Genomic DNA, 26196 nt, shown 5'->3' with positions numbered 1-26196 from the left:
GGGGGGCCAAAGAGGACTAGACCGGCACCCGGAACATGAAGGTGGTCCCTTCACCCAGGGCGCTGTCCACCTCGATGGTCCCCCCGTGTGCCTCAACGATCGCCTTGCTGATCGGCAGGCCGAGGCCCACGCCGGGGATGGCTGTCCTTCGGACAGTGCTGGCGCGGAAGAACTTGGCGAAGACTTCGGACGCGTCTTCCGGGCTCAGTCCCATGCCGGTATCGGTGACCCGGCAGGCCAGGTGCCCGTCCTCCTCCGCGAGTGAGACCATCACGCTGCCGCCGTCGGGGGAGTACTTGATGGCGTTGGACACCAGGTTGTCCAGCACCTGAGAGATCCTGGGCCCGTCCACGTGGGCCTCCAGCCGGTCCGGGGTATCAGCCTCCAGCGCCACTCCCGAAGCTGCTGCCCGGGGGATGGCAGAGGAAACGCTGGAGCGCACCAGTTCTGCCACGTCCACGGCCTCGGGTGTCACGATCAGCTGGCCGTTCCGGCTGGACAGCAGGTCCGATACCAGCGTCAGGAGCCGTTCGGAGTTCCGGCGGATGATTTCCAGCATGTCACGCTGGGTGTCCTCGGGCTCGTCGCCAAGAAGGATTTCAACGTAGCCCAGGATCGAGGTCAGCGGCGTCCGAAATTCGTGCGAGACGCTGGAGACGAAATCATCCTTGGCCGTCAGGGCGTTCACCAGGTCCGTCACATCGCTGAAGACAATCACAGAACCGGCAAACGCGCCGTCGTCGTCCTTCATGGCCCGGGCGGTGGTCACGAAGGCGCGCTGTTCTCTTCCGGAGCCCAGCCAGACAAGGTAATCGGTGAAGGTTTCCCCGAGGACGGCGCGGCGGACCGGCCGCTGCTCAACGGGAACCAGCGTCAAGCGGTCCGGCCCGAAGACCAGCAGCTGGGACTCGTTCGGATCCGCGATGTCCTTGGGCCGGGCGAGTTCGTGGTTGATCCGCTGCCTTCTGTTCATCAGGACGTCGTGCCCGTCCGCGTCGACCGCAAGGACCCCCAAGTGGACAGTGTCCAGGATGGTGTTCAGGAGCGCCCCCTGGCGTTGGCTGGTGCGCAGGTTGTCCTGCAGCTGGGCATCCTTCTCCTCAAGCGCGCGCTGCTGCCGCGTCATGCTGAGCGTCAATACGCTGACGGACACCCCGATGCCGAGCATCATGACCGGAAGGAGCAGGGACCGCGCCAGGTCCTGGGGCGTCGGGCTCCCCTCCAGCAGCAGCGGGACCCAAATAATGGCAAGCGGGGCCAGGAAGGACAGCCACAGGGATGTCCGGGGGTAGTATCCGGACGCGCACAGCCAGATCACCGGGAATACGGCCAGCAGGCTGATCCCGGTGAGGCTTTCCTGCCCGCCGCCCTCCCGGCCCACGGCGATGGAGACAAAGTCCAGCAGCGGAATGATGAGGAAACTCGTGTACGGCAGCCGGTCCCACGGAACCAGGTAGCAGAGGGCCATGATCACCAGCTGGGACACCAGGAAGGCCACGAACAGCGGGTTGTCCATGGTGACGGGGAAAAACGCCCACACCAGGAATGCCGTGAGGAGCGTTGTCACGAACAGCGGCATCTGGCTCAGCGCCACCCGGTCCGTCAGCCGGTACTCGTGGAAGGGCCGGCGGAAGAACCTCAGCTTGCCCGAGGACCAGGCCACAGGGTGGTCCATGGCGCGGAACTTGCGGGGCGGGGTGTGTGAAGCCATGCCAGCAGGATATCGGCAGCCAGCTATACTTCAGACGTTGGCTGCTGAGGGGGCGCTATGAGTGATGCACGAGTGGGACTGGTCATCGAGGATGACCACGACATCCGGGAACTGGTACGCACCGTGCTGTCCCAGGCCGGGTTCGACGTAAGCGTTGCCAGCAGCGGGGCAGAAGGTGTCCTCGTGGCTAAGACCCTCAATCCGGATGTCATCACCCTGGACCTCGGACTTCCGGACATCGACGGGTTTGAGGTCTCCCGTCAGATCCGCGAGTTTTCGGACGCCTACATTGTGATGCTCACGGCCCGCACCGAGGAGCTTGACACCCTGATCGGGCTGGAGTCCGGGGCTGACGACTACCTCACCAAACCGTTCCGCCCCAGGGAGCTCCGCGCCCGCATTGCCGCGATGATGCGCCGCCCCCGTTCTGTCGCCGATCCTGCTGACGCCATGCCGGGAGATGCCGCAGCCGACGGCGGAGCCGGCCACCCTGAGCGGGGGAACTTCAGCCACAACGGACTGGAACTGAGCTACGCATCCCGGACCGTGGTTGTTGACGGCAAGGAAATGAACCTGACCCGCACGGAGTTCGAACTCCTGCACGCCCTCCTTGAAGCCGGCCGGACGGTCCGGACCAAGTCCGACCTGGTGCGGCGGCTGCGGGACGAGGATTACGACGTCGGCAGCTACATCAGCGAGGCAGACGAACGGTCCGTCGAGGTCCACATGGGCAACCTTCGCAAGAAGCTGGGCGACTCACCGCAGAAGCCGCGCTGGCTCCAGACCGTCCGTGGCGTGGGTTACCGCCTGGCTCCGGGCGAGCACTGAGACTGCAGGCGGTGCATGGTCTGCCGGCTGCACAGGTTGATGGGCCGGAGGAATGCGGCGGCCAGCTGCGGCAGGACGACTGCCACATCTGAGTGGCGGGCTTCGCTGCGGAGCTCACCCTCCAGGTCCATGGCCAGACCGGCCAGCCGCTCGGCGCCCACCATCTGGCTGGAGGTTTTCAGGCTGAGGACTGCGTCCACCGAACCTTCCAGGTCTCCCGTGGTCAGCGCCAGCCGGAGGCGTCCAATCCGGTGCGGCAGGTACTCGATGAAGTTCCCCACGAAGACCTTGCAGTACCCCTCGTCCTCCTCCAGCTCCTCCCTCAACCGGTCGAGAACCGACTGGTCCACCAAGGGCCGGGGGGCATCATCTGCGGCGCTCATGACGGTCCTTTCGGCGGGAACAGTCCCTTCCTGGAAGGGGGCGGTTACGTGGGGCATTTGTTTCACTTCAGGTTAGGGGCGTTGCTTTCGCGCGACGGGTTTTGGAAACAGAATTGTGGGTTTCTTGATGAGACTGCGGGTTTACCCCTCCGCCGTGGGCACGTGGTTTTTGTGCCCGGTTTTGCGCCCGGTTCCCAGCATTGGGAGCGGTTGCAGCGGGGCCGAGAACAGGGTGGCGGTTTGCCTGGATTTGAACCCATCCATCCTTCCTGCCAGCACTCAAGAACTGCGGCGGGAATGCCTAAAGATTGGCTCAAGATGCCGTGAAAGCGGCGAATCCTGGTTGGGAGCAGGCACGCAGGAGCGGCGATTCAGCGGCCGGTTTCCAGGAACCGCACCAGCTCGGTTTCCAGCGCGGAGCTGTCCTTGAGTTCGCATTCCCACACGGTGAGGACCTGCCAGCCGGCCTCTTCCAGCAGGCGGCGTTGATGGGCGTCCCGGTCGCGGGTCCGGCTGCGCTTGGCGGCCCAGAATTCAGCGTTGGCCTGGGGCGCGTGCAGGCCCACGCGGCAGTCATGGAAGTGCCAGAAGCAGCCGTTGACAAAGATCACCTTGCGGCGGCCGGCGAATACCAGGTCCGGGTTGCCGGGCAGGCGGGTGGCGCCGGCTCTGCCGTGCAGCCGGTAGCGGTATCCCTTGGCATGGAGGAGCCTGCGCACCAGCAGTTCCGGCTTGGTGTTCTTGCCCCGTATCCGGGACATGTTCCAGCTGCGCCGCTCAGGAGTGAGCTTGTCCGCCATGCCTTCAGTCTAGGAGCTCCTAGATTTCGCGCTCCGGCTGTTCGCCGAATTCGAAGTGGCGGCCGCTGACGGACGTCGGCTCAATCTCCACGTAGAAGTCTTTCAGGGTGGGTACCCAGGTCTTCAGCCCCAGTTCCTCCACCGCTGCCAGTTCCGCAGAGTTGCTGAGGACGCGCGCTTTTCCACGCAGCACCACGGACCAAGCCTCCTCCGAGAGGATGCCGTCCGTTTCGAAGAGAACCGTGGAGTTGATGGTCAACTGGGCCAGCTTGTTGCCAGGAGCGGTCCGGAGATAGATTTTCCGGTTGGCGGTGACGTAGTTGACCGGGAAGATATCCGGCTCTCCCGCGACGGACACCACCAGCCTCCCGTGCTTTGTGCCCTCCAGCAGACGCCAGGACTGCTCGTCGTCGAGTTCCAGAACGGGTTGTCCATCCACATGTTCAAACATCATGACGCCATTCTTCTACGTAATGTAGAAACATGCCAGAGGGTTACGGAAACTTTGGGCGCCGGTCAGGAGGTGGCGGTTCCATGCCGTGAGCAGCTGGCAGTCCAGGCATGGGGTGACACCTGGACCTTGAGTCGGCGCCCGCACTGGCAGCAATAGCGCGGCGGTTCCAGCTGAAGCCGCGCAGCGCACTCCCGGTGGGCGGTGCCCGCCACGTGCACATCGCCCGCCTGGAGGACGTTCGACGGCGGTGCGCTCCCGCCGTCGAACGTTTCCGTCGGGTACAACTCGCCGCAGTGGCCGCAGAAGCTCCCGATGAGTGAGCTGGTCGAGCGGTTGGGGATCATAGGGTCTTCTGGAGTTCCTTGATGGGCATGTTGAGGTCCACCAGCAGGGTGAGGTCGGCAGCGGCGGGGCGGCCCAGGGTAGTCAGGTAGTTGCCCACGATGACGGCGTTGATCCCGCCCAGTAGCCCCTCTCGGGTACCGAGGTCGCCGAGGGTGAGCTCCCGGCCGCCGGCGTACCGCAGGACGGTGCGGGGCATGGCCAGCCGGAACGCGGCGATGGCGCGGAGGGCATCCTTGCCGTCCATCAGTTGCTGGTTTTCCAGCGGCGTGCCGGGTCTTGGGTTGAGGAAGTTCAGCGGCACTTCGTGCGGTTCCAGGGCAGCCAGTTGCGCGGCCAGCTCTGCGCGCTGTTCGAGTGACTCGCCCATGCCGATCAGCGCCCCGCAGCACAGTTCCATGCCGGCATCCTTGACCATGGCGCAGGTCTCCAGCCGCTCCTCGTATGTGTGCGTGGTGACCACTTTGGGGAAGTAGCTGCGCGCGGTTTCGAGGTTGTGGTTGTAGCGGTGGACGCCCCAGCTGGCGAGCTGGTCCACCTGGCGCTGGGTCAGCATGCCCAGGGAGCAGGCGATGTTGATGTCCACTTCCTCATTGATGCGGTCGATGGCGAACTTGATCTGGTTCATGAGTTTGATGTCGGGTCCGCGAACGGCTGCCACGATGCAGAATTCAGTGGCCCCTGTTGCTGCTGTTTCCTTGGCCGCCCTGACCAGCTCCGGGATGTCCAGCCAGACGCCGCGGACGGGGCTGTCAAAGAGTCCGGACTGGCTGCAGAAGTGGCAGTCCTCCGGGCAGCCGCCGGTCTTGATGGAGATGATCCCTTCAACCTCCACGTCCTCACCGCAGTGCTTGAGGCGGACCTGGTGGGCAAGCTCCAGCGCGGCGGGGACGGCGGGATCGGGGAGGCGCAGAACCTCCACCAATTGAGCCTCCGTGAGGCCGATCCCATCCTCCAGGACCTGCTGCCGCGCGGTCTCCAGGATTGGATATTCCGTGGTGGGGGAAATGGTTGTCATCGCCGTCCTAGCTTTCGGTTGTGATCTCCTTCCGACAGTAATTCCGGTATCTTTAGCCGGTTTTGTGGAAGGGCAACAATGGGCGGTAACGGCTTTTGTTTACGGCAGCAGTCAAGGCACAACTCCTCCGAATAACCGGACATGGTGCGGTCGGCGAACGACGCGCCCGACGGCGGCCCGCAGTATGACTCGTCGCCCGCCTCGTCCACGGACAGCCGGGGGAGTTGGCGTTGCCTCCGCAGAAGTAGCTTCTCCAGGGCAGCGCTCTGCCGTACCAAACGTGTACCGGCTTGTCTTATGACTTCTTTCAAGGTCTCCAGAGAGTGATAAAACCTTGGGCGGGTGTCTGTGGATAAGTCTTATCGCTCAAATGTGACCTGGGCTACCCTTAAGTCATTGTCCGGAGTTAGCCGTCTTGAAACTACTGGGGGATTAGCGGCCCATGACATCAATCAACGTCTCCACGCCTTGGGGAATCCGCTCAGCTGCTGCCGGTGCTGTTGTTGCCGCGGCAATCTTGCTGGCCGGTTGCGCGGGTGGAGCGCCCGCAGATCCAGGCACCGCGTCCTCCACGCCAACGGGCTCGGCCACCACCAGCCCGCCCTCCACTCCGACCCCGACACCCACCGCCGTGTACAAGCCGGCCGACGCTTCCGGTCCCGCCCAAAACGTCCCCGTCCCTGTGCTCCCCGAGGTGGCGAAGACGGAGACGAAGGAGGGGGCGGAGGCCTTTGCGAAATATTGGTTTAGTGTGCTGAGTTATGCATATGAGACGGGTGACACTGAACATCTGTCAGCGTTGTCGGGACCAGATTGCGTCTTTTGTAAGGGGCTAGTTGACAACATTCAAACAGCGTGGAGCGATGGGAAGTGGATTTCAGGCGGCCATATTGAAACACCAGCGGTAACGGCTGATGCCCCTGTAGGGGAGCCGACACGTGTCACGCTGCAGGTGATTCAGAAGGAACTGGTGATCCACAATCCGGACGGGAGTCCGTATCAGGAGGCGACAGCAGGCACGAACTCAGGAAGCCAGGCTATGGCAAGGTTTGAGGGCACGGGCTGGACCATTAGCAAACTGAGCCTGATTCGGTAGCTATGCGCACCGGATCTATTGGGGTAGTTGGGATCTTATTGTCCGCATTGTCGCTATTTCTTCTGGGCAGCCCCGTGTACGGCGACGAACACCCTAAGTCCCCTGTAGAAGTGGGCTTCGTGGATACTGGGGTCCAAGTCGGTGCTGACGACCTAAAAAGTGATCCTACGACGGGAGCAATAGTCCCAGTCCCGGCAGGTACGGTAAATAGTGACCCCAACGAGTACAAGTACGAACTCCAGTGCCACCTCGGCGGGGGAGACTTTGATACTCCTTGCCTTGCCCGCCAGTTGGAGTGCAAGGATGGGCCCGACGGTGAAGAGGGCATTCCCGTCACCTGGCTCTCCCGGCCCCGAGGTGTGCCCGGCGCTGTTTGGGCTCATCATTCCGGCCCTACGTGCCTCTTTGACGCCAGGCCCGAGGACTTGCTGCCCAGGATCGCAGCTGACATCCAGCGGGAGTTCCAGAGCCTGCCGGTGAATGCTGGAACGGTGGTGGCCCAACCCAGCCCGCACACGTTGAGGGGTGCTGAGACCAACTTTTATGCGGAAGCAGCCGAGCAGCAGTTCGACGTCACCATGTTCGGGCAGCAGGTACACATCGTGGCCACCCCGGTCCAGTACACGTGGGACTACGGCAACGGGACCGTGTTCGGGCCCCAGCCTTCCATGGGCGGGCCGCTGCCCCAGGACCGGTGGGGCGAAAAGACCCGGACCAGCCACGCTTACGGCTCTACCGGCGACTTCCAGGTGGTGCTGACCACCACCTTCCAGGGAACCTACTCGGTCAATGCCGGGCCGCCCCTGCCGATTCCCGGCCAGGGCCAGTTCAGCGCTCCTCCACAAACCATCAGCGTGTGGCGCTCGCTGACGCGCAACTACGCGGACGACTGCAACGCCAACCCCCAGGGCCAGGGCTGCCCCGGGACCGCCAGGTAGGCGGCGGCCAATAGCCCCGAAGCCCAACGTCCACGTCCTGTGATTCCCATCGCAACAGGAATAGTTGCAGCTGCATCCCGGTTGGCCAAGGCAGTAGATCTTCAGCCTTCGAAAGGAACCGCGCATGCTGTTTTCCCCCCTCAACCTCGGCGAACTTGAGCTTCCGAACCGCCTGGTCATGGCACCCTTGACGAGGCTCCGCGCAGGTGAGGCAGGGGTTCCCGGCCCGCTCGTCGCAGAGCATTACCGCCAGCGTGCGTCCCTCGGCCTCATCGTCAGTGAAGGAACATTCCCAACCCCCGCCGGCCGCTCCTACGCCGGCCAGCCCGGCATCGTCACCGAGGAACAGGTTGCCGGCTGGAAGAAGGTCACCGACGCCGTCCACGCCGAAGGTGGTCGCATGTTCGCCCAGATCATGCACGGCGGACGGGTATCGCACCCTGACATCACCGGCGGACTCGAGTTGGTGGCCCCCAGCGCCGTCGCCATCGACGGCATCGTCCGCACCCCGCAGGGCAAGCAGCCCTACCCGGTGCCGCATGCCCTGACCACGGACGAGCTCCCCATGGTGATCCAGGAATTCGTCAACGCGTCACTCAACGCCATCGAGGCCGGATTCGACGGCGTGGAACTGCACTCGGCCAACGGGTACCTGCTGCACGAATTCCTGGCCCCGAACTCCAACGTGCGGGACGACAGCTACGGCGGCTCACCTGAGAACCGTGCCCGGTTTGTCATCGAAACAGTCAACGCCGTGGTGGCAGCCGTGGGCGCCAACCGCGTGGGCATCCGCATCTCCCCGGAGCACAACGTGCAGGGCATCGCCGAGACCGACGCCGCTGACGTCCGCGACACTTACGAGGTTCTGGTGGACAGCATCGCCCCGCTCAACCTCGCCTACCTGAGCATCCTGCACCACGAGCCTACGGGTGACCTGGTCCAGGACCTCCGGGTCCGTTTCGGTGGGACCTTCCTGGTCAACACCGGCTTCGGCGTGATCACCACCCGCGACGAGGCCGCGTCCCTGGTGGACGACGGACATGCCGACGCCGTGGTGGTGGGGCGCCCCGCCATCGCCAACCCGGACCTCGCCCGCCGCTGGAAGGAAAGCCTTCCCCTGAACGAGCCGGATCCCTCCACCTTCTACGCTGACGGCGCGGAGGGCTACACGGACTACCCCGCCTACCAGAACTAGGACGGCAATCAACGACGGCGGCGGCACCCTGCTTGGGTGCCGCCGTCGTTGGCTGCGCGGTGTGCTGTCCCGGCAGCGGGCGCCGCAGGCCATCCGACGGCCTTTGGCTCAAACTCTGGAGATTTGGCCCGCCGGGTCCTCCAGGATGCCGGCGGTGATCAGATCGTACTCCAGCGAATGGACTTTTACTAGGGCCATATTTGAGCTGCTTCAACCCGCTACAGCAGCGCCTCCCTGCCGGTCCCTTCCTTCATGACAAGCCTGCCGTCCTCGATCGAAACCAGCACGCTCTTCGGCCTGCCGCTCACCTTGGTGATGGCCTTCAGGCCGCGGTTCGTCACCTCCACGCCCACCTGCGCGCCCTTCGCCGGCAGCTCCACGGACACCTCGTTGGCGATGCCAAGGATCGGATTGGTGGAGACCCCAATGTCCCGCCTCGCCTGCTTCCCGTTAACCGTCACGGTGATGTTGGCCTCGTCGAACCCCTCCTGAAAAATGATAAGCAGTTCCCTCATGGTGGCCTCTTCCTCGAGCATTGGGTGCCTGTGACGGCACCTCAACTACAGCACTTTGCCGGCGGCAGCGGAATACCCTTGCCCGGAACAGCCGGGGTGGAGCGGACCGGTGCCCAGCAGTGGAGCCGCGCAACCCGGTAAGGCAAGATGTTCTGGTGACCCAACTGCCGCAGGCCCCTTCCGCCCCGTCCGCCTCCCCGAAAGCGGACGATGCCATCTACACGCAGATCGCCACCGAACTGGGGGTCAAACCATGGCAGGTGAAGGCAGCCGTTGAACTGCTCGACGGCGGATCCACCGTGCCGTTCATCGCCCGCTACCGCAAGGAAGCCACCGGGACGCTGGACGACACCCAGCTTCGTGAGCTCGACGAACGGCTCCGCTACCTCCGCGAACTTGCCGACCGCCGTCGTGCAGTCCTGGAGGCGATTGAAGCGCAGGGCCAGCTGACGCCGGAGCTGACGACGGCCATCCTCGCGGCGGACACCAAGTCCCGGCTGGAGGACATCTACCTGCCGTTCAAGTCCAAGCGGCGGACCAAAGCCCAGATCGCGCGGGAAGCCGGCCTTGAACCCCTGGCTGACTCCCTGCTGAAGCGGCCGGACCTGGACCCGGAACGCGAGGCCGGCAAGTACCTCAACCCCGAACATGCCATTACCGACGCCGCAGCGGCGCTCGCCGGGGCACGCTCCATCCTGGTGGAGCGGGTGGCCCAAGACCCGGACCTGGCCGCCGACCTGCGCGAGCGGCTGTGGGCGCAGGGCCGCATGGTCTCACGCGTAAAGAAGGGGAAGGAAAGCGACGGCCAGAAATTCGCTGACTACTTCGAGTTCGCCCAGGCCCCCGCGGGCATGCCGTCCCACCGGGTGCTCGCGCTGCTGCGCGGGGAAAAGGACGGCGTCCTCGAGCTGGACCTTGCCGAGGCAGATCCACAGGACGACGCCGCCCTTGCCGCCGCGCGCACGCGCTACGAGTCAGCGGTGGCCAGGTGCCTCGGGGTCGCCGAACGCGGACGTCCCGCCGACCCCTGGCTGATCCAGACCGCCCAGCTGGCGTGGCGGTCCCGCCTGCTGTCCCGGCTGACGGCCGACCTTCGCGGCCGGATGTTTGCCGCCGCCGAGGATGAAGCTGTCCGTGTGTTCGCGGCGAACCTGCGGGACGTCCTCCTGGCTGCCCCCGCAGGGAACCGGGCAACCCTTGGCCTGGACCCCGGGCTCCGGACCGGCGTCAAAGTGGCCGTGGTGGACGGCACCGGCAAGGTGGTTGCTACCGACACCGTGTACCCTCACGCCCCCTCGCGGAAGTGGGACGAAGCGCTGGCCACGCTGGTCCGGCTGGCGCGGCAGCACAGCGTTGAACTCGTGGCCATCGGTAACGGCACGGCGTCCCGCGAAACCGACAAGCTCGCAGCCGAACTGATCAAGCGACTGCCGGAGGTGGACCGCAAGCCCCAGAAGCTGGTGGTTTCGGAAGCGGGAGCATCTGTGTATTCCGCCTCAGCACTGGCTGCGGCGGAGCTGCCGGGCATGGACGTGTCGCTGCGCGGCGCAGTGTCCATAGCCCGCCGCCTCCAGGACCCCCTCGCCGAGCTGGTAAAGATCGATCCGAAATCCATTGGCGTGGGCCAGTACCAGCACGACGTGACAGCCTCGAAACTGGACCGCAGCCTGGACGCGGTGGTGGAGGACTGCGTGAACGCTGTGGGCGTGGACGTCAACACAGCTTCGCCCGCGCTGCTCAGCCGCGTGGCCGGCGTCGGACCCTTGCTGAGCGAGAACATCGTGGCCTACCGGAACGAACACGGGCCCTTCGCCAGGCGCACTGACCTGAAGAAGGTGCCGCGGCTGGGTGCGAAGGCGTTCGAGCAGTGCGCGGGCTTCCTCCGGATCACCGGGGGAGCGGAGCCGCTGGACGCCTCCAGTGTCCACCCCGAGTCGTACTCGGTTGCCCGGAAGATCCGGGCCGCGGCGGGATCGGCACCGGCCTCATCCCTGGACCCCCGCGACTTCGTGGACGAGACGTTCGGCCTGCCCACGGTCCAGGACATCCTGTCCGAGCTGGATAAACCGGGACGGGACCCGCGTCCCGCGTTTGCGGCCGCAACCTTCTCCGACGGGATTGAAAAGATTTCCGACCTCAAACCAGGGATGATGCTGGAAGGAACCGTGACGAACGTTGCGGCGTTCGGCGCCTTCGTGGATGTGGGCGTTCACCAGGACGGACTGGTGCACGTGTCCGCCATGGCGAACCGCTTCGTCTCCGATCCGCGGGAAGTGGTGAAGTCCGGCCAGGTGGTCCGCGTCAAAGTGCTGGAGGCGGACCCGGACCGGAAGCGGATCTCCCTGACGCTGCGCCTCGACGACGAACCCGCCGGCGGCAGGACGGGTTCCGGGCGCGCTGGCGGCAGGGAACAGGGCGCGGGACGCGCCAATGCGCAGAACGCGGGACGCGGCCAGGAGCGGGGCGGCAGTCAGGCGCGGAAGACGCCGTCGTCCGGCCGTCCCGCGGCGCCGCCGGCACCTGCGAAAAAGGAAGCCCCGGTCAATACGGCCATGGCCGAGGCGCTGCGAAAAGCAGGCCTGGGCAAATAGCCGTTTTTTGTGGAGGTTAGGCGAGCGACAGGACGAACGCCAGGATGAAACCCGCCGCGGTGCTGAGGGCCACCGCGGGGCCGCCATGTTCATAGGCTTCCGGCATCAGGGTATCCGCCAAGGATGCGATCACGGCTCCCGCGGCAAATGCCAGCGGTATGGATATGGCTTCCGGGTCAGTCCCGGACAGGGGCCCGGCGCCGAGCACGACGGCGATGACCAGCAGGGCGGCACAGGCCACCCAGAGCCCGATGATGCTTCCGGCCGACCGGCCCTGGCTCCGCATCGAGGCTGAACCCACCAGCGCTTCAGGGAAGTTGGAGACAAAGATCGCGGCCAGCAGTGCCAGCCCGCCCGTTCCTTCGCCCAGGGAGATACCCAGGGCAAGGTTTTCCGGGACTCCGTCCAGAGTTACGGCAGCCAGCAAGGCCAGGCCTGCCGCTCCGGCTGTCGACGCCGAGGTAGGGCGTTTGTCGCTGGCCGCCGCGTCAGTGTCGAGCTTGGCGCTGCCCTGGACCTCGTCCGCCGCCTTGGCCCCTTTCGCGTCGCCGGCCTGGGCCCACCGGTCCAGCATGGCGCTCAGGACAGTAAAGACCACCGCACCCAGCATCAAGCCGATAGCGGCACGGATGATGCCGCCGCGTTCGTACGCGTCCTCGAACAGTTCGAAAGCGAGGGCGGTGATGAGGGCGCCGGCGGCGAACGCCAGGAGCATGGCCAGCAGCCGCTTGGGAAGCTCGAACCGGACGCCGATGATGGCACCCAGAACCAGGGCACTGGATGCTATGACGCCAAACCACAGCGACATCATCATCCGGCAAGTATAGGAGCGTCCGGTTGACGTGGGAAGACGCCGCGTTGGCCCATGGAACACCTCCGCGCAGGCGGGCTTTCGGCGCCGAGGGGATTCTGCAAAGGTGGTTTCATGACGTATTTCCTGGAGTACACGATTCCCGCCGCAGGCGACGACGCCGGGTTTGATTTTCCCCACGACGAGATCAACCCCGGCACCACCATTCCGTTATCGGAGACGGGAGCGGACACCGTGCACACCACGGAGCTCCCGGCCAGGACTGGCATCATCGGTGCCACCGTTCCGGAGGCGAAACTTGAAGCTGAGCAGCTCATCAGCCACAGCCGCGCCTCTGAAGGCTCCCTCTACTTTGACCCGTCCAATTCGCTCCAGTCCGGGGTCGGAACCCTCGTGGCCACCTTCAGCGAAGGCCGGGGCTGGCAGGACGCCTGACTTCCCGGCGCTGGCTTTACTTCCGGCCTCAACCCCGAGCGCCGGTGACCACCCTCGGCCAGCCGAACTGGGTCCGCACCCCGGGCGAGTACAGGACCGATTCTGGCGGGCCGTCCACGTCAATGCCTGCCGAGCTGATGAGTCCATCGTGAAGCTCGTGGACATCAGCGTGGTGTAATGCCCAGGGTTCGTGGGTGTTGGGTACGTAAATGGTCCGTCCGTGGAAACTGCTGTGCAGCCCGAACCGTGCTGTGACGTGGAGGGAAAGGGGGTCGTCAGCAACCGAATGCGGGTCGGGAGTGACGCTGAAGCGGCTGGACGCGCCTTTCCGGAAGCGGCTGACCGAATAGCCGCTGGGGCCGCCGCCCACGTCTTCAGGCGGTGTTCCCCATGACCGGATGCGGGACCACACATAAGGTATCCCCGCTTGCCGGGCAGCCAGGACAACGGGCAGCCGGTTCGCGTCAAGGCTCAGGAACACCACGCCCCTGGTTCCGTCCGGCTCCCGCGAGTAGAGGCGCACGTTGACCTCGTTGAAGCTGCCCAGGTACGGAATTCCGGGGCCGCGACCTATTCCGGCGCCCTTCATGCGGAAGCCGATGAGGCCCACCCAGGAAGAGCCGTCGAATACGTCCGGCGCCACCCCTGGCGGCATGAACCGGGCAGCGGATGATTCCGGGATCCGCCAATGCAGGAAAACCGCGTCAAGCCAGCGCTGGTCCATGATGGCCGGCAGTGGCAGGTCAGGCGGATCGGGCCAGAGGGCAGCGGCGCTCGGGCGTTGTTCCATGGCCAAATCCCTACGTAGGACGCGATATTAAAGCGAGTACACATTACTGGTGTCTACCTTGCGGGGCCGACTCTATGCTCAACCTACCCGGGGCCGAGGAAGGAACCAAGGCCCGGTGATTGCTCCTGCAGTGGGGCGTCCAGCGGCCGGAGTTCTCTAAGTGCAGTGAAGTGGTGAGGCGTTTGTCCATTTCCACCCAGCCCCCAAACTCTTTCTTTAAGCCTTCGGCAGCGCCGGAGGGAGCATCCATCAGCGTGGTCATTCCCACCCTGAACGAGGCCCAAAACATCCCCTGGGTCCTTCGGCGCATGCCGTTGTATGTGGACGAAGTGGTGATTGTTGACGGCCGTTCCACGGACAACACCGTCGGGGTGGCCCAAGCACTGCGCAAGGACATCGTGGTGGTGAACGAGCCGCGCAAAGGCAAAGGCGTCGCGCTGCGGTCAGGATTTGCCGCGGCCACGGGCGATATCATCGTCATGCTCGACGCCGACGGAAGCATGGATCCAAGGGAAATCGGCTGGTTCATTTCTCCACTCCAGCACGACTACGACTTCGTCAAAGGCTCCCGGTACGTCACGGGAGGGGGGTCGGAGGACCTGACGTGGCTGCGGCGCACAGGAAACCGTGCCCTGACCGGGCTGGCCAACGCGGTCCTGCACAGCAACTACTCTGATCTTTGCTACGGCTACATCGCATTCCGGCGGGAGTGCCTGGAAGTCCTGCAGCTGGAATCCGACGGATTCGAGATCGAGACTGAGCTGATCGTCCGGGCCGCCAAGGCCGGCCTCCGGATAGCCGAGGTCCCCAGCCTGGAGTTGAACCGCATCTCCGGGGCATCAAACCTCCAGACTTTCCGGGACGGCTGGCGGGTGCTGGGGACAATGGCCCACGAGTGCCTCCTCTGGGAGGCCCCCACTGCCGGTGCACGCCCCGAGGCGCTGCGCCGCGTGAAGTACGCCTATGCCAACGTGAGCTTTCCGCGAACGCCCACCGATCCGATGAGCGTCCTTCCTGCCATAAGCGTGGCGTGAACATGACGCATGTGGTGTTCCCTACGGTCACCGTGATCATCTGCGCTTACACGGCTGAACGCTGGGTGTGGCTGCTGGACGTCATCGATTCCCTCCGCTTGCAGACCTGGGCACCCAACGAAGTCTTCGTGGTTGTTGACCACAACGAGGAACTCTTCGAGCAATTAGCAAGGACCGTCCATGACGTCACCGTGGTCCGGAACACCGGCCCCCGCGGACTTTCCGGGGCACGCAACACTGGCGTGGGCCTGGCGGACTCAGACGTCGTCGCCTTTCTCGACGATGACGCAGAGGCCGCACCGGACTGGCTGGAACGCCTGATCACTCTGTACGACGATCCCGAGGTACTCGCAGTGGGTGGGCGGGTGGAACCTGTCTGGGAGGCGGGCCGTCCCGGGTACTTCGGCGAAGAGCTGGACTGGATCGTTGGCTGCAGTTACCGGGGCCTGCCAAGGGTTGCAACCGAAGTCAGGAACGTCATTGGTGCCAATATGTCGTTCCGGCTCGATGTCATACGAACGGTGGGCGGTTTCAACCTCTCCTTGGGCCGGCGCGGTTCCATCCCGCTGGGCTGCGAGGAAACCGAGATCTGCATTCGGTCGAAGATGGGGGCGCCCGGATCCCGCATCGTTTACGAGCCGGCCGCGCTGGTGCGACACCATGTACCCGCCAACAGGGGAACGGTCCGCTACATGCTTTCAAGGTCCTGGTCCGAAGGTATCTCCAAGGCCCAGGTCAGCCGCATAGTGGGGCACAAGCGGGCCCTGGGCCCCGAGCGCAGGTACGTCCGCAGAATCCTGCCCCGGGCCATCTTTGCAGGGATGAGGGACTGGAGCCGTGGCGATCCTGCCGGCCTTGGCCGCGCGGTTGCCGTGGTGGCGGTGGTGGCCTTTACGTCTGCGGGGTACTTCCGGGGACGCCACCTTGCCCACTTTCCCGGGCGCCCCCTGGACCAGCCGGCCCTGGCCGGGGTCAGTCCGTGGCGGGAGGTGCAGTGAACGTCTCCACCTGCCACCGCGACGCCACCGCGGACACCGTGGATACGGCCGGCGCCGTCCACATCATCTGACCGACACCACCCAGACAGGGGACGACAATGCGCACCTCGCAGACCAACGCACTGCACTTCGATATCCACGGCCGCGTCACCATCCGCGTCGACGCCAAGGCGCCGGCGGCACACCAGCTCCGGAGCATGTTGGCCTGTTTCGCCACCGACGCAGAGCGGCCGGCCGACATCGTCGTCGACGACCAGCCGGAGCCGATGCCTGATGCGGGCCTGCTCGAGCACGAGCTTGCCTACACGGAGGACAGCGTCCGCTTCAATGCCGACAGGGTCCAGGTGGTGAGGGACGGAGAACAGTGGCGCATCCACGGCGCGGGTGAGCTGCTGACCTCCGTGGTACCTGTCCTGGACGCCGCCATGATCGGCCGGGGAGCCGCCATGATCCACGCGGCAACGATGGCTTACCGGGGCCAGGCCATCGCGCTTCCCGCAGCCGGGGGGACCGGCAAAACGAGCACCGCCGCCAAACTGATGCGCCGCGACGGGTGGTCGTTCATGGGTGACGACTGGGCCTTCCTCGCCGAGGACGCCACACTGCTTGGCTACGCAAAGCCGATGTTCATCAAACCCCATCACCGGGCCATCTACCCGCACCTGTTCGAAGGTGTCCGGAAGCCCCTTGTGCCGTCGCGGCTCTCGCAGGGCGTCGGCAGGCTCACCACAATCGTGCACCCGTACGTCATCCGTTATCCGCGCCTCGCGGACTTCTCCCGGAGATGGTCGCCGGAGCACCGCATGGTGACGGCGGAGACCGCGTTCCCCGGACGGAAAGTCACCACAGCGGCCCCACTTGCGGCAGCAGTGTACGTCGAGCGCTTCGAGGGCACACGGACCCGGATTCTCGAGCGGACAGCCGATTGGATGGTCGACCGCATGATCGGCAACTTCCATATCGAGATGGCGGGCTTTTCGCAACAGGTTGTGACCGGCCTGGCGGCCACGTCCGTCGTCCCGTGGCGGGAGCACTTCGCGGCCAAGGGGGTTGTGCTGAGCAAGGCACTCGACGGACGGCCCTGCCACCTGCTGCAGGTGCCTTCCGCGTACACGGCAGACGAGGCATCGGACGACATTGTCCGGCATCTCGAACAGCTGCTGCCGTCGGTCCTCGACGAGCAGGCCTAGGGGGCGGACACCGTGGATCACAGTCCTGCCGAGGTCACCGCGGTTGTCCCTGCCCGCAACGCGGAGCACATGCTGCCCCGTTGCCTGGAGGCCCTGCGACAGTCGGGGGTCGCCGAGATCATCGTCGTGGACGGATGCTCCACGGACGGAACCGTCGCCATCGCCCGCGCCGCCGGCGCCCGGGTGGTCAGCGACGAGGGCCGCGGCCTGCCGTGGGCGCGAACACTTGGTGTGCGGAACAGCAGCACCCGTTGGGTCCTGCTGGTTGACTCCGACGTGGTGTTCGGACCCACGGGGGTCGCCGACCTGCTCACAGAGCTGGTGGAGGGCGGCTATGACGCCCTCCAGGCCGGGTTGGAGAGTGTCGGCGGACCGGGATACTGGGGACAGGCGCTCGCGCACCACCATCGCACCGGGCGCAGCCGCAACTGGTTCGGGCTCGTCGCCACGCTCGTTGACCGGGAACTGATGCTGGGCATGGGTTTCGACGACTCGTTTAAGTCGGGGGAGGACATTGAGCTGCGCTGGCGGATGCGGGACTCAGGCTTGCGAACGGCTGTGTCACAGCGAGTGATGGTCGAACACCGCTTCGCTGCAGACGACTTCGACTTCGCGCTCGACCAGTTCCTCATGGACGGAACCGGCCTGGGAAAGATGATCCGCAAACACGGCTGGCGCGGTGCGAGGCTGGTGCTGCTGCCCGCCGCCGCGGCAGTCCGGGGCAGCGCCTTGAGCCTTGCGGCGGGCCAGCCCCGGTGGCTGCGCTACTACGTTGCCTTCTGCTGGTACAACTACGCAGGCCTGGCGCGGGGTCTCGCGTCGTGAGGGCTGGGCGGGGGACAGCTGAGACGGACGCCTCAACCGTCCGGCACTCCGCCCTGCGCAGCTCGCTCGGCCTCGTCGTCGCAAAAGCCGCCCAGACGGGCGCAGGTTTCGCTTTCTGGGTCGTGGCCGCGCGCGCCACGTCCGACCGCGAGGTCGGGCTCACCATGGCGGCGGTCTCGGCGGTGATGCTCTGCACGCAGCTCGCGGTGCTCGGTGCAGGGTCGGCCGTGATCGTCTCGGTGGGACGCGGGGAGCCGCCCGCGCGGGTGCTGGACGCCGCGTTCGCCATCGTGGGGGTGGCGGGCACCGGACTGGCCCTCGGCTACCTTGTGCTGCAGGCGGCCGTGACGCCGGATACAGCCTCCTTGTCGGTTCTCTTCTGGCTCACATTCCTTGTTGCTGCCGTCACCGGCACCCTGGTCATCGTGCTGGACCAGGCGCTCGTAGCGCTGGGACGAGGTGCCAGCGCGGCCCCAAGGTACGCGTTGGGCGGCGGGGTGGCACTCGGGGCCGCGGGGCTCGTGGCCTGGCGGGCGCACGGTGCCTCCGCCGATGTGCTGATGGCCTGCTGGACGCTCGGGACCACCGTGGCGTGCGTCGTGGGTGCGATCCAGCTGCGAAGACTGGTCGGCTACCGGCCGAGGCCCACCTTGCGCGCGGCGCGCGGCCGTTCACTGCTGGCCCTGGGCCTGCCGAACCAGATCCTGACGCTGACCGAGCGCGCCCCCGGGCTGTTGCTCCCACTCCTGCTCGCGCACCTGGTGTCGCCGGAGGCAGCCGCCTACTGGTATCCCGCCTGGATGATGGCCTGGGCCGCCTACACCGCTCCCATGCTGATGGGCATCGTCCAGTTTTCCGAAGGTGTCCGCGAGCCGGGCCGCCTGGTAGCCACCACCTGGGCGAGCCTCCGATGGTCGCTCGCCGTAGGAGGCCTGGCCGCCGTCGTCCTCGTCGTCTTTGCCCGCCCGCTGCTCGGGCTGATGGGCGAGCGCTACGCCGACTCGTCCGCGGACGCCCTGCGGCTGTTGGCGGCAGGACTGGTGGCATATGCCGTGCTGCAGGCCTACAACGCCGTGTGCCGGGCCCGCGGACGGTACGCTGAGGCGATCATTGTTGGCGTGACACTCGGAGCCGCCCTCTGCGTCGGAGCCCTGCTGGCCGCCGAGCGTGGGGCCAGCGCCATGGCGCTTGCCTGGCTGGTGGTGCTCTCCATCGGTGCAGCGGCGGCCGGCATCCGGCTGGTGGCCGTCCTCCGGCGAGTCAAGCAGGACTCGCGATGACCAGCATGATCGATGCCCCCAGCCGTACCGAGCGACGCTGGAAGCTCCGCGACGTGGGGTGCGTTGTGGCTGGCGCCGCGTCCCTGGCTCTCGCCGCGGGGGCCGCCTCCACGGTGGAGGTCCCCATTAATAGCGACCTGGGGCTCCTCGCCGTGCTGCCCTACCCGTTCTGGGCTGGGGTCCTGCTCCTTAACGTCGCCTTCGCCGTCGCTCTGCGCGGCGACGGCGAGGGCCCGGCACGCCGCCCGGTCATGCTGTGGCTCATCGCGGTGCTCGTGCTCATGCTCTTCGGGACCGCGGCCTTCGTGACGGATATCCCTCGGGGGGAGGTCGCCTTCCGCCACCTCGGCATCGCCGACGCCCTCTCCGAGACCCAGGGGATCAACCCGGACATCGACGCGTACTTCAACTGGCCGGGCTTCTTCGCCCTCCTGGCGACGCTGCTCGAGGCGACGGGGCTCGACCCGGTCACCGTAGCTTTGTGGGCGCCGGTCCTCAACATGGGTCTATGGCTCGCTGCCATGGGCGTGCTGACACGCTACCTGACGCGCGATCCGCGACGCCGGTGGCTTGCGCTCTGGCTCTTCTGCCTCGGCAACTGGCAGGACCAGGACTACCTTTCGCCCCAGGCCTTCGGCTTCTTCCTCTACCTTGTCGTCGTGGCACTGCTCGTCGGGCCCCTGGCCGCACGGACCCCGGTCTTCGGCGGCTTCAAACGCACCGCCCTTGAATCGTGGTGGCGGCGGCGGTCGCCCGCCGAGCCCCGGCATGCCCACCGGGTAAGCGCCATCGCGGTGGTTATCCTGCTCGTCACGGTCATCTGCGCGAGCCACCAGTTGACGCCGTTCATGCTGCTCATCGCCATGATCGCCCTCACCCTGAGCGGACGTGTCTGGCCCAGCCGGCTGCCCCTGATCACCGCTGTGGTGCTGTCACTCTGGCTCGTCTACCCCGCCAGTGCCTACCTCGTGGGCCACCCGCCCCTGGAGGACGCAGGCCTGCTGGCCGCGGCCGAGGCAAACGTCGTCGACCGCGTGAGCGGGACCCCCGGACACGTGTTTGTAGTCCAGGTCCGGATGGCCCTCACCGTGGTGCTGTGGCTGCTCGCGGCGGTGGGCGCGCTGCGCGACTGGCGCAGGGGGCGCCTCGACATCAGGGTGGTCCTCCTGGCTGTCAGCCCGCTGCTGCTTTTCCCCGCACAGCTGTACGGCGGGGAGATGCTCATCCGCGTTTCGCTGTTCGCGCTGCCCTTCGTGGCGGTCCTGGCCTGCTCGGTCCTGCTTCCCACGCATCGCAACAGGCGCCCCTCTGCCGGAGCCGCGGCCGGGCTTGCCCTTGCCTGCACCCTGCTGGCCATGCTGACCGTGACAGGGCGCTTCGGGAACGCCCAGTATGACGTCTTCACCGACGGCGAGATGGCCGCCGTCGTCGCCGCACAGCGCCTGGCGCCCCCAGGCTCCGCGATTATCTCGGCAGCCCACCCGACGCCTTGGCGCAGCGACTCCTACCTTGAGAACAAGTACCGGACGATCGACGAACTGTGCCAAACGGACTTGTCAGCGGAGGTGTGCGGCCCCCTCGTCTACAATTACGCCCGGCACAACCCTGCCGGTGCCGTGCTGCTGCTCACGCGCTCGTCAGAGGCGAGCCTCGTGCTGCAGGGTGCCACCAGCGAGAGCGGCTTCGCCGAACTGGAGGACTGGCTGGGCGCACAGGACGGCGTGGAGTTCGTCTTCGGCAACGCCGACGCACGCGCGTACCGGGTGGCGCCATGAGCGGCAGCGTCAGCCGGCTGACCCTGGCGCTCGGTCTTGCGGCGGTGGCACTGTCGCTGGTGACGCTCATCGGGCTGCCGACACCGCTGCAGGCGGTGGCGGCGACGGCCGTCCTCGTCCTGCTCCCGGGGCAGGCCCTGGCCCGGCTCACGCCGGTGACCGACGCCGCGCTCGGCGCACTGCTCGTCCTGGCGCTTGGCCTCGCCACCCTCACGGCGGTGTCCACGGCGATGTTCTACCTCGCTGTGTGGTCGTGGCAGGCGTGCATCGTCACGATGGGCGCCATCACCGTCCTCGCCTGCCTGGCGCGCGCGCGAAGGGAGGCGTCATGATGATCGACGTGTTGATCGACTTGGCGGGCCTGCTCGCGGCCGCAGCACTGCTTTTCACACTCGTCGCGCTCGAGGTCCGGCACACGCAACCGGACACCGGGCAGCCCGCGCGCCCAAGGATCCTCGGCCGGGCAGTGGGCACCAAGGTGGTTGCCGCCATGTGGGTGACGTACCTGATCCTCTTCCTTCCACGCGTGCTGGGACTGCTCATATGAGCGGCGCCGCGCGGTGGTTGCTCCTCAGCGACCTCCACCTGGGCGTGACGGACCACGATCCCCGGTACCCAGGCGAGGTGCTGACCGGGTTCCTGCGGCGCGAGGTGCTCGCAGCCTCCGGTCCGCAGCAGCACGTCGCGTTTGTGGGCGACACGTTCGAGCTGGCCGGCTGCAGCGGGGACGGGAGCGTGGCCCGGCTCGACTCCATCCGCGCCCGCCATCCCGGCACGTTCCAGGCGCTGGAGGAGTGTGCGGCGCGGGGAGTGCAGCTGCACTTCGTGTGCGGCAACCACGACGTGGAGCTGGCCCGCCCCTCGGTGGCTGCCCGCCTGGCGGCGCTGCTGTCACCGGCCGAGCCCGCACGGGTCCAGGTGCACCCGTGGTTCCTGCACGTCCCCCGCGTGCTGGTGGCCGAGCACGGGCACCAGCACCACGCGCTGCACCGGATACCCGATATTCTCCGCGCTGCGGTCAACGGCACCGACGGACTGGACCTGCCCCCGCTCGCCGCCTGGAACGCTGATCAGTACAGGTCGCGCCTGGGCCGTGCCGGGGCGGTTGCCCAGGCCTGCCTGGCGTCCGAGCGGGCGGAACGCCGCGTGCGGGAGCCCGCATACGCCGAGCTGTTGCAGGCCGAGTCGTTCCGGCTGGGGCTCGACGGGGTGGCTGTCCGGGACTTGGCGCGCCTGTCCCGGTTCCGGACCGTGTCCGCGCTCCCGGCGGCCGCTACCCGCATGGCGCTCGCGGCCGCTGGGCGCAGTACCGCCGGCGGAAAGGCCCCTGCCGCGGCGGTCCGGGTGGCCCGTACTCTTGAGGCGCACGGTTCCGGGGTGGCCTGGTATCTGTCGGGCCATACCCACCGTGCCCTGGAGTCGTCCCTCAGGGCCTGCGCCGCCCGGTACGTCAACACCGGCACCTGGTGTTCTGACGTGCGCGGCCGCGGACCCGACCAGTCGGACCGCCGGGTATTCCCGTATGCCGTGGTGGACGTCGCCCCCGACGGCGGCACCAGCGGCGGGCTGCGGTACTGGCGTCCGGACGCCGGCTGAGCCGCACCGGCAGGCTGCAGCACTGCGCCGGCACCGGCAGCCAGGCGGGAGCTAGGGGTGGCGAACCCCGGCGCCGGCGAGGACGGCCCGGTACCCCTCGCGGAATGAAGGATAGGTGAACGCGAATCCGGTACTGAGCAGGAGACTGTTGCGGCAGCGCTTGTTGCCGCCCCGCGCCGGCCCGGCATCACCCACCGGGGGTTCGGGGAGGCCCATCTCCGTGGCGAGGAACCGCAGTACCGTGCCAAGATCGGCGGGATCGTTGTCCACGCCAATATAGGTCGCTTCGGGCCTGGCGGCCATCGTGGCGAGGTGGACCATAGCAGCAGCAGCGTCGTCCCGGTGGATGCGGTTGGTATACCGGATGTCCTCCGGAACAACGGCGGAACCGTTGCGGACCTGGTCGATCAACCTGGTGCGCCCAGGGCCATAGATGCCGCCCAGCCGGAGGGACGTGGCCGTGGTGGCCGTGCCGCTGAACCGGGCCTGGAGGAGGTGCTCGGCTTCCAGCAGGACGCGTCCGGAAAACCCGCCGGGCGCAGTCGGGGTGTCTTCGTCCACCCAGCCACCGCCGGCATCCCCGTATACGGCCGTAGAGGAAACAAAAAGCACCCGGCCCGGCTGTACGTGGTCGCGTTCCAGGGCGTCGAGGACGTGGGTGAGTCCATCCACATAGCTCGCGCGGTACGCCTCCTCGGAGGGCGAATCGGCAGCAACGGCTATAACGACGGCGGTGGTGTCGGCGGGAACGGGCGGCAGTCCCGGCGCGCCCAGGTCAGCCGCGACACCTTCGATGGCGGACGGCAGCTTTGCGGGGGAGCGGCGCCAGCCCACCACCCGGTGGCCCAGCGCGTGGAACCGCAGCCCCGCTTCGGTTCCCAGATCACCACAGCCGGCTAGGAGGATGGTCATGGGTTACGGTGCCTCCACCGGGAAGAACACGCGCGGGTCCTGCAGGAGCGCCGGATAGGTGAACGCGGAACGGTCGATGACTTCGGTGACCGTGAAGTTCCTGCCGAACCTGCCGTCCTCCAGCGTGATGGGCCGGCCCACGACCTGCCCCACCGCGAACTTCGCACCATGCTCGAACGGGACGGCAACGGGCGTCTTTCCGGGAAGGGTGGAGAATGTCTCCTCCTGCGCCAGCCGCTTGCGGGTGGGCTTCTTCACCAGCTGCTTGGGCGGTGCCTTGCGGGACTGCCGGGACGGGCGCCGGGACCCGTCGTCGACGAACACGGGGGAGTAGTCCCCGCCCGCACCCGGCGCATCAGCGGCGGCAGCGGTGCTCCCGTTCACCGGCGGAAGGGCCACGGTTTCGAGCGTCTGGGGATCGACGTCGTCGTGCGGGGACCTGAGGATCCACAGGATGTCACCCTCAGGCTCCTGCGGCAGGAACTCATGCCGCGGCTCCGGCCAGACGTATTCCATCTCCGGTATCGCATCCGCGAAGACCGGGGTGTAGAACTTGGGTTCCTTGCGCACCAGCTTGGAGCGGTGGCTCAGGTGGAAATCCGGGTCGCCAAGCCACGGCGGCATGGGAATCTTCGCCGCGTAGTCCGGGTGGGCTGCCTGCGGCGCGAACTCCGCGATGTTGGCCCAGGTGTTGTCCGGGTGCCCGCGCTTGGTCCACTCGTCAACCATTGCCAGCCCGTACATGGTGAGGGCCGGCACGTACCCCATCCACATCCGGATGGCCGGGTGGGTCTGCCAGCCGTAGCCGGGAATCACCAGGGCACGCAGTGTCTGCAGCGCCTCAACGCGCTGCTTGCCCAGCCTGGCGGTGTCCAGGGCAGCGGCGCTCTGCCGGAAATCAGGGTACGGGAGGAAGGTTTGCATCCCTTCAGTCTGACGGCACCCGGCGGATGTGCCAATTGCAGTGCCACGGACCACATGCGCACGGCCTGGATGTTCACATAGTGGACCTATGCATACGTAAGTGATCTTCACCCACTAAGATCACCGCAACCACCCCAGCGTTTTGGAAGCTCCCTCATGACATCAACTCCTGAAAAGACCACCGCCGCCACCCCCGCGCTGCCCCGCTACGGGCAGATGCTGGGCCCGGAGGCAAAGGGCATCCTTGTCCTTGACGAGTTCACCCTTGATCCCGCCGCGGCCCGCAAGGAACAGCACCGCTTCCGCGACGGCATGGCCGCAGTCGCCCTGACCATGCGCCGCATCGCCGCGCTCCGCATTGTGATCGCCATCGTGGCCGTCGGAAACCTGCCTCTGTTCCTGCTCTCGAGCGGCTGGTGGATCTACGGCGTTTCGCTCACCCTCGTGGTTGCCGTCCACGCCGCCGTCAGCTGGCTGAACCGGCACGAGCCGCGGCTGAAGCAGCGCTCAGCCCTGGAGCTGCACAAGCACCGGGAAAGCAGCGCGAACTACCGCAAGGTCCGCGACGCCGTGAAATACATGATCGATACCCCCGCAAGGATGAACGAGCACCTCTACCTTGAGCTGCTCGCCGCCAAGCGCGTTGCCCTCAACCTGGCCCACGGCACAGTCGCCCTGCTGGACACCAGCGACGATTCAGCCTGGAAGGTGCGGATCGTCCGGGAACTGCCCGCCGGCGCCTAAGGCCCCGTCCATGGCTGCGGCTTACAAGCGTTAAAGAACGACGCCGGCACATCCCCTTGTGGGGGCGCGCCGGCGTCGTAAGCGGTCAACGGAATTTGTCTATCGCCGACCTGATTTTGGTGCCCCGGAGGGCAGCAGCCTCACAGGCACTAGGCCGGAAGCTGGATGACCTGTCCCGCGAATACAAGGTTGGGATCCGCAATGGTGTCCAGGTTGGCGTCGGCAAGGTGCTGCCAGCCGCCCGCGATCCCCAGCTTCTCAGCCACGGTGCTCAACGTGTCCCCGGCCTGCAGCGTGTAGGTCTCTCCGCTGAGGGCCACGGCCGTCACGTGCTTCGCAACCGGAGCCGCCTGCACGGCGGGTGCGCTCTGCTGCACCGGTGCGGCCTGGACCGGAGCCGCCTGCACTGGTGCGCTCTGGACCGGAACGGACTGCGGCGCAACGCTGGTGCCGCTGCCGCTCAGGCCCAGCTGGGCGGAGCAGGAGGGCCAGGCGCCCCAGCCCTGCGATGCCTGGACCCGCTCAGCTACGGCGATCTGCTGCTCGCGGCTGGCGTCAGCGGCGGAACCCGTGCCGCCGAAGGCAGCCCAGGTGGTGGGGCTGAACTGCAGGCCGCCGGAGTAGCCGTTGCCGGTGTTGATGGACCAGTTGCCGCTGCTCTCGCACTGTGCCAGGGCATCCCACGTGGAGGTGCTGGTGGTGGCGTTGGCAGCGGTGGCTGAGAGAGCCAGGCCTGCAGCGGAGATGGCGGCTACAGTTGCTCCGCGGCGAGCGGCAGTACGGAATTTGGTGTTTTTCATGATGGGTGATGCTCCTGAAGGCCACCTGCGCTGCTTCCGTCCCCGGAGATCATTGCGCCACTGCCCGCCCCTGACGAATAGAGGTCGTTTCGGTGGCTGCCTGCTGGGCAGTTGTGGTGAAGGCAGCACCGGGCATTCATGGGTCCGCCAGCGGCGGGCATGCCTTTTACGCTAAGACATTGCGCTGCCGTTATCAAATCGAGATGTTTCT

28 protein-coding genes are annotated in these 26196 nt (G+C 66.5%); 16 read left to right on the top strand and 12 right to left on the bottom strand.

All coding sequences use genetic code 11. The features are described 5' to 3' along the window. Window positions 1–16 precede the first annotated feature (16 nt). The gene (locus tag ACKAE7_RS01550; RefSeq protein ID WP_408978362.1) at window positions 17–1675 is read right to left on the bottom strand and encodes a sensor histidine kinase; all 1659 of its coding nucleotides are present in this window, start codon (window positions 1673–1675) and stop codon (window positions 17–19) included. 93 nt (window positions 1676–1768) lie between these two features. Between ACKAE7_RS01550 and ACKAE7_RS01545 the strand changes: the two genes are divergently transcribed. Beyond that, entirely contained in the window at window positions 1769–2539 is a 771-nt protein-coding gene (locus tag ACKAE7_RS01545) for a response regulator transcription factor (RefSeq protein ID WP_190611331.1), read from the top strand. Here ACKAE7_RS01545 and ACKAE7_RS01540 read toward each other — a convergent pair. The 5 genes from ACKAE7_RS01540 to bioB all read right to left on the bottom strand — a co-directional run bounded on the left by ACKAE7_RS01540 (window position 2512) and on the right by bioB (window position 5536). After that, the gene (locus tag ACKAE7_RS01540) at window positions 2512–2922 is read right to left on the bottom strand and encodes an Hpt domain-containing protein (protein ID WP_188730855.1); all 411 of its coding nucleotides are present in this window, start codon (window positions 2920–2922) and stop codon (window positions 2512–2514) included. The genes ACKAE7_RS01545 and ACKAE7_RS01540 overlap by 28 nt on opposite strands. Before the next feature lie 371 nt (window positions 2923–3293). Next, complete coding sequence (locus ACKAE7_RS01535) at window positions 3294–3722, bottom strand: very short patch repair endonuclease (protein WP_188811162.1); 429 nt, start codon at window positions 3720–3722, stop codon at window positions 3294–3296. A 19-nt stretch (window positions 3723–3741) separates the two neighbouring features. Beyond that, window positions 3742–4176, bottom strand: a complete 435-nt coding sequence (locus ACKAE7_RS01530; RefSeq protein ID WP_066273926.1) for a pyridoxamine 5'-phosphate oxidase family protein — start codon at window positions 4174–4176, stop codon at window positions 3742–3744. 62 nt (window positions 4177–4238) lie between these two features. After that, window positions 4239–4520: a hypothetical protein gene (locus tag ACKAE7_RS01525; protein ID WP_408978340.1), complete on the bottom strand. Its 282-nt coding sequence runs from the start codon at window positions 4518–4520 to the stop codon at window positions 4239–4241. Further along, complete coding sequence (bioB, locus tag ACKAE7_RS01520; RefSeq protein WP_408978339.1) at window positions 4517–5536, bottom strand: biotin synthase BioB; 1020 nt, start codon at window positions 5534–5536, stop codon at window positions 4517–4519. The genes ACKAE7_RS01525 and bioB overlap by 4 nt, the downstream gene beginning before the upstream one ends. Before the next feature lie 442 nt (window positions 5537–5978). Here bioB and ACKAE7_RS01515 point away from each other — a divergent pair, with 442 nt between their 5' ends. The 3 genes from ACKAE7_RS01515 to ACKAE7_RS01505 all read left to right on the top strand — a co-directional run bounded on the left by ACKAE7_RS01515 (window position 5979) and on the right by ACKAE7_RS01505 (window position 8765). Continuing rightward, window positions 5979–6632: a DUF6318 family protein gene (locus tag ACKAE7_RS01515; protein ID WP_408978338.1), complete on the top strand. Its 654-nt coding sequence runs from the start codon at window positions 5979–5981 to the stop codon at window positions 6630–6632. Between the two features lie 425 nt (window positions 6633–7057). Next, window positions 7058–7570, top strand: a complete 513-nt coding sequence (locus ACKAE7_RS01510) for a hypothetical protein (protein WP_238340638.1) — start codon at window positions 7058–7060, stop codon at window positions 7568–7570. Window positions 7571–7694: 124 nt separating this feature from the next. Then, entirely contained in the window at window positions 7695–8765 is a 1071-nt protein-coding gene (locus tag ACKAE7_RS01505) for an alkene reductase (RefSeq protein WP_188811168.1), read from the top strand. Between the two features lie 218 nt (window positions 8766–8983). On the opposite strand, the gene ACKAE7_RS01500 is transcribed toward ACKAE7_RS01505, so the two are convergent. After that, window positions 8984–9301, bottom strand: coding sequence for a hypothetical protein (locus ACKAE7_RS01500; protein WP_104186219.1), 318 nt, complete (start codon window positions 9299–9301; stop codon window positions 8984–8986). A 134-nt stretch (window positions 9302–9435) separates the two neighbouring features. Between ACKAE7_RS01500 and ACKAE7_RS01495 the strand changes: the two genes are divergently transcribed. Then, a complete protein-coding gene (locus tag ACKAE7_RS01495) occupies window positions 9436–11871 on the top strand; it encodes a Tex family protein (RefSeq protein WP_408978337.1) in 2436 nt (811 codons plus the stop codon). Between the two features lie 16 nt (window positions 11872–11887). Here the strand turns inward: ACKAE7_RS01495 and ACKAE7_RS01490 are convergent, their stop codons facing one another. Beyond that, the gene (locus ACKAE7_RS01490) at window positions 11888–12685 is read right to left on the bottom strand and encodes a ZIP family metal transporter (protein ID WP_188811172.1); all 798 of its coding nucleotides are present in this window, start codon (window positions 12683–12685) and stop codon (window positions 11888–11890) included. A gap of 111 nt (window positions 12686–12796) precedes the next feature. Between ACKAE7_RS01490 and ACKAE7_RS01485 the strand changes: the two genes are divergently transcribed. Continuing rightward, window positions 12797–13117 carry a hypothetical protein gene (locus ACKAE7_RS01485; RefSeq protein WP_188811174.1) on the top strand — a complete coding sequence of 107 codons (321 nt, stop codon included), beginning with the start codon at window positions 12797–12799 and terminating at the stop codon, window positions 13115–13117. Between the two features lie 28 nt (window positions 13118–13145). Here the strand turns inward: ACKAE7_RS01485 and ACKAE7_RS01480 are convergent, their stop codons facing one another. Further along, window positions 13146–13907, bottom strand: coding sequence for a YqjF family protein (locus ACKAE7_RS01480; protein ID WP_408978336.1), 762 nt, complete (start codon window positions 13905–13907; stop codon window positions 13146–13148). Between the two features lie 254 nt (window positions 13908–14161). Between ACKAE7_RS01480 and ACKAE7_RS01475 the strand changes: the two genes are divergently transcribed. The 9 genes from ACKAE7_RS01475 to ACKAE7_RS01435 all read left to right on the top strand — a co-directional run bounded on the left by ACKAE7_RS01475 (window position 14162) and on the right by ACKAE7_RS01435 (window position 22605). Further along, window positions 14162–14941, top strand: coding sequence for a glycosyltransferase family 2 protein (locus ACKAE7_RS01475; RefSeq protein WP_229666426.1), 780 nt, complete (start codon window positions 14162–14164; stop codon window positions 14939–14941). 2 nt (window positions 14942–14943) lie between these two features. Further along, a complete protein-coding gene (locus ACKAE7_RS01470; RefSeq protein ID WP_408978361.1) occupies window positions 14944–15939 on the top strand; it encodes a glycosyltransferase family 2 protein in 996 nt (331 codons plus the stop codon). A 98-nt stretch (window positions 15940–16037) separates the two neighbouring features. After that, window positions 16038–17129, top strand: a complete 1092-nt coding sequence (locus ACKAE7_RS01465; RefSeq protein WP_188811180.1) for a hypothetical protein — start codon at window positions 16038–16040, stop codon at window positions 17127–17129. Window positions 17130–17141: 12 nt separating this feature from the next. Then, entirely contained in the window at window positions 17142–17954 is an 813-nt protein-coding gene (locus tag ACKAE7_RS01460; RefSeq protein WP_188811182.1) for a glycosyltransferase, read from the top strand. Beyond that, the gene (locus tag ACKAE7_RS01455; RefSeq protein WP_408978335.1) at window positions 17951–19234 is read left to right on the top strand and encodes a lipopolysaccharide biosynthesis protein; all 1284 of its coding nucleotides are present in this window, start codon (window positions 17951–17953) and stop codon (window positions 19232–19234) included. The genes ACKAE7_RS01460 and ACKAE7_RS01455 overlap by 4 nt, the downstream gene beginning before the upstream one ends. Beyond that, a complete protein-coding gene (locus tag ACKAE7_RS01450) occupies window positions 19231–21009 on the top strand; it encodes a glycosyltransferase (RefSeq protein WP_408978334.1) in 1779 nt (592 codons plus the stop codon). Before ACKAE7_RS01455 ends, ACKAE7_RS01450 begins: the two co-directional genes overlap by 4 nt. Next, window positions 21006–21341, top strand: coding sequence for a hypothetical protein (locus tag ACKAE7_RS01445; protein WP_408978333.1), 336 nt, complete (start codon window positions 21006–21008; stop codon window positions 21339–21341). Before ACKAE7_RS01450 ends, ACKAE7_RS01445 begins: the two co-directional genes overlap by 4 nt. Further along, on the top strand, window positions 21338–21556 hold the full coding sequence (locus ACKAE7_RS01440) for a hypothetical protein (RefSeq protein ID WP_408978332.1): 219 nt from the start codon (window positions 21338–21340) through the stop codon (window positions 21554–21556). The genes ACKAE7_RS01445 and ACKAE7_RS01440 overlap by 4 nt, the downstream gene beginning before the upstream one ends. After that, on the top strand, window positions 21553–22605 hold the full coding sequence (locus tag ACKAE7_RS01435) for a hypothetical protein (protein ID WP_408978331.1): 1053 nt from the start codon (window positions 21553–21555) through the stop codon (window positions 22603–22605). The genes ACKAE7_RS01440 and ACKAE7_RS01435 overlap by 4 nt, the downstream gene beginning before the upstream one ends. A 51-nt stretch (window positions 22606–22656) precedes the next feature. On the opposite strand, the gene ACKAE7_RS01430 is transcribed toward ACKAE7_RS01435, so the two are convergent. Both ACKAE7_RS01430 and ACKAE7_RS01425 read right to left on the bottom strand, forming a co-directional pair. Next, a complete protein-coding gene (locus ACKAE7_RS01430) occupies window positions 22657–23517 on the bottom strand; it encodes an SDR family oxidoreductase (protein WP_408978330.1) in 861 nt (286 codons plus the stop codon). Between the two features lie 3 nt (window positions 23518–23520). Next, a complete protein-coding gene (locus ACKAE7_RS01425) occupies window positions 23521–24441 on the bottom strand; it encodes an MSMEG_6728 family protein (RefSeq protein ID WP_408978329.1) in 921 nt (306 codons plus the stop codon). Between the two features lie 156 nt (window positions 24442–24597). On the opposite strand from ACKAE7_RS01425, the gene ACKAE7_RS01420 reads away from it, so the two are divergent. Further along, window positions 24598–25185 (top strand): hypothetical protein, encoded by a 588-nt coding sequence (locus tag ACKAE7_RS01420; RefSeq protein ID WP_188811198.1) that lies wholly within the window; start codon window positions 24598–24600, stop codon window positions 25183–25185. Between the two features lie 149 nt (window positions 25186–25334). Here the strand turns inward: ACKAE7_RS01420 and ACKAE7_RS01415 are convergent, their stop codons facing one another. Further along, window positions 25335–25985 (bottom strand): transglycosylase family protein, encoded by a 651-nt coding sequence (locus ACKAE7_RS01415; RefSeq protein WP_408978328.1) that lies wholly within the window; start codon window positions 25983–25985, stop codon window positions 25335–25337. Between the last annotated feature and the right edge of the window lie 211 nt (window positions 25986–26196).

This window comes from Pseudarthrobacter sp. NKDBFgelt, from assembly GCF_046097905.1.
In the GTDB taxonomy this organism is placed as follows: Bacteria; Actinomycetota; Actinomycetes; order Actinomycetales; family Micrococcaceae; genus Arthrobacter; species Arthrobacter polychromogenes.
This window is presented reverse-complemented; position numbering and strand designations above follow the sequence as displayed.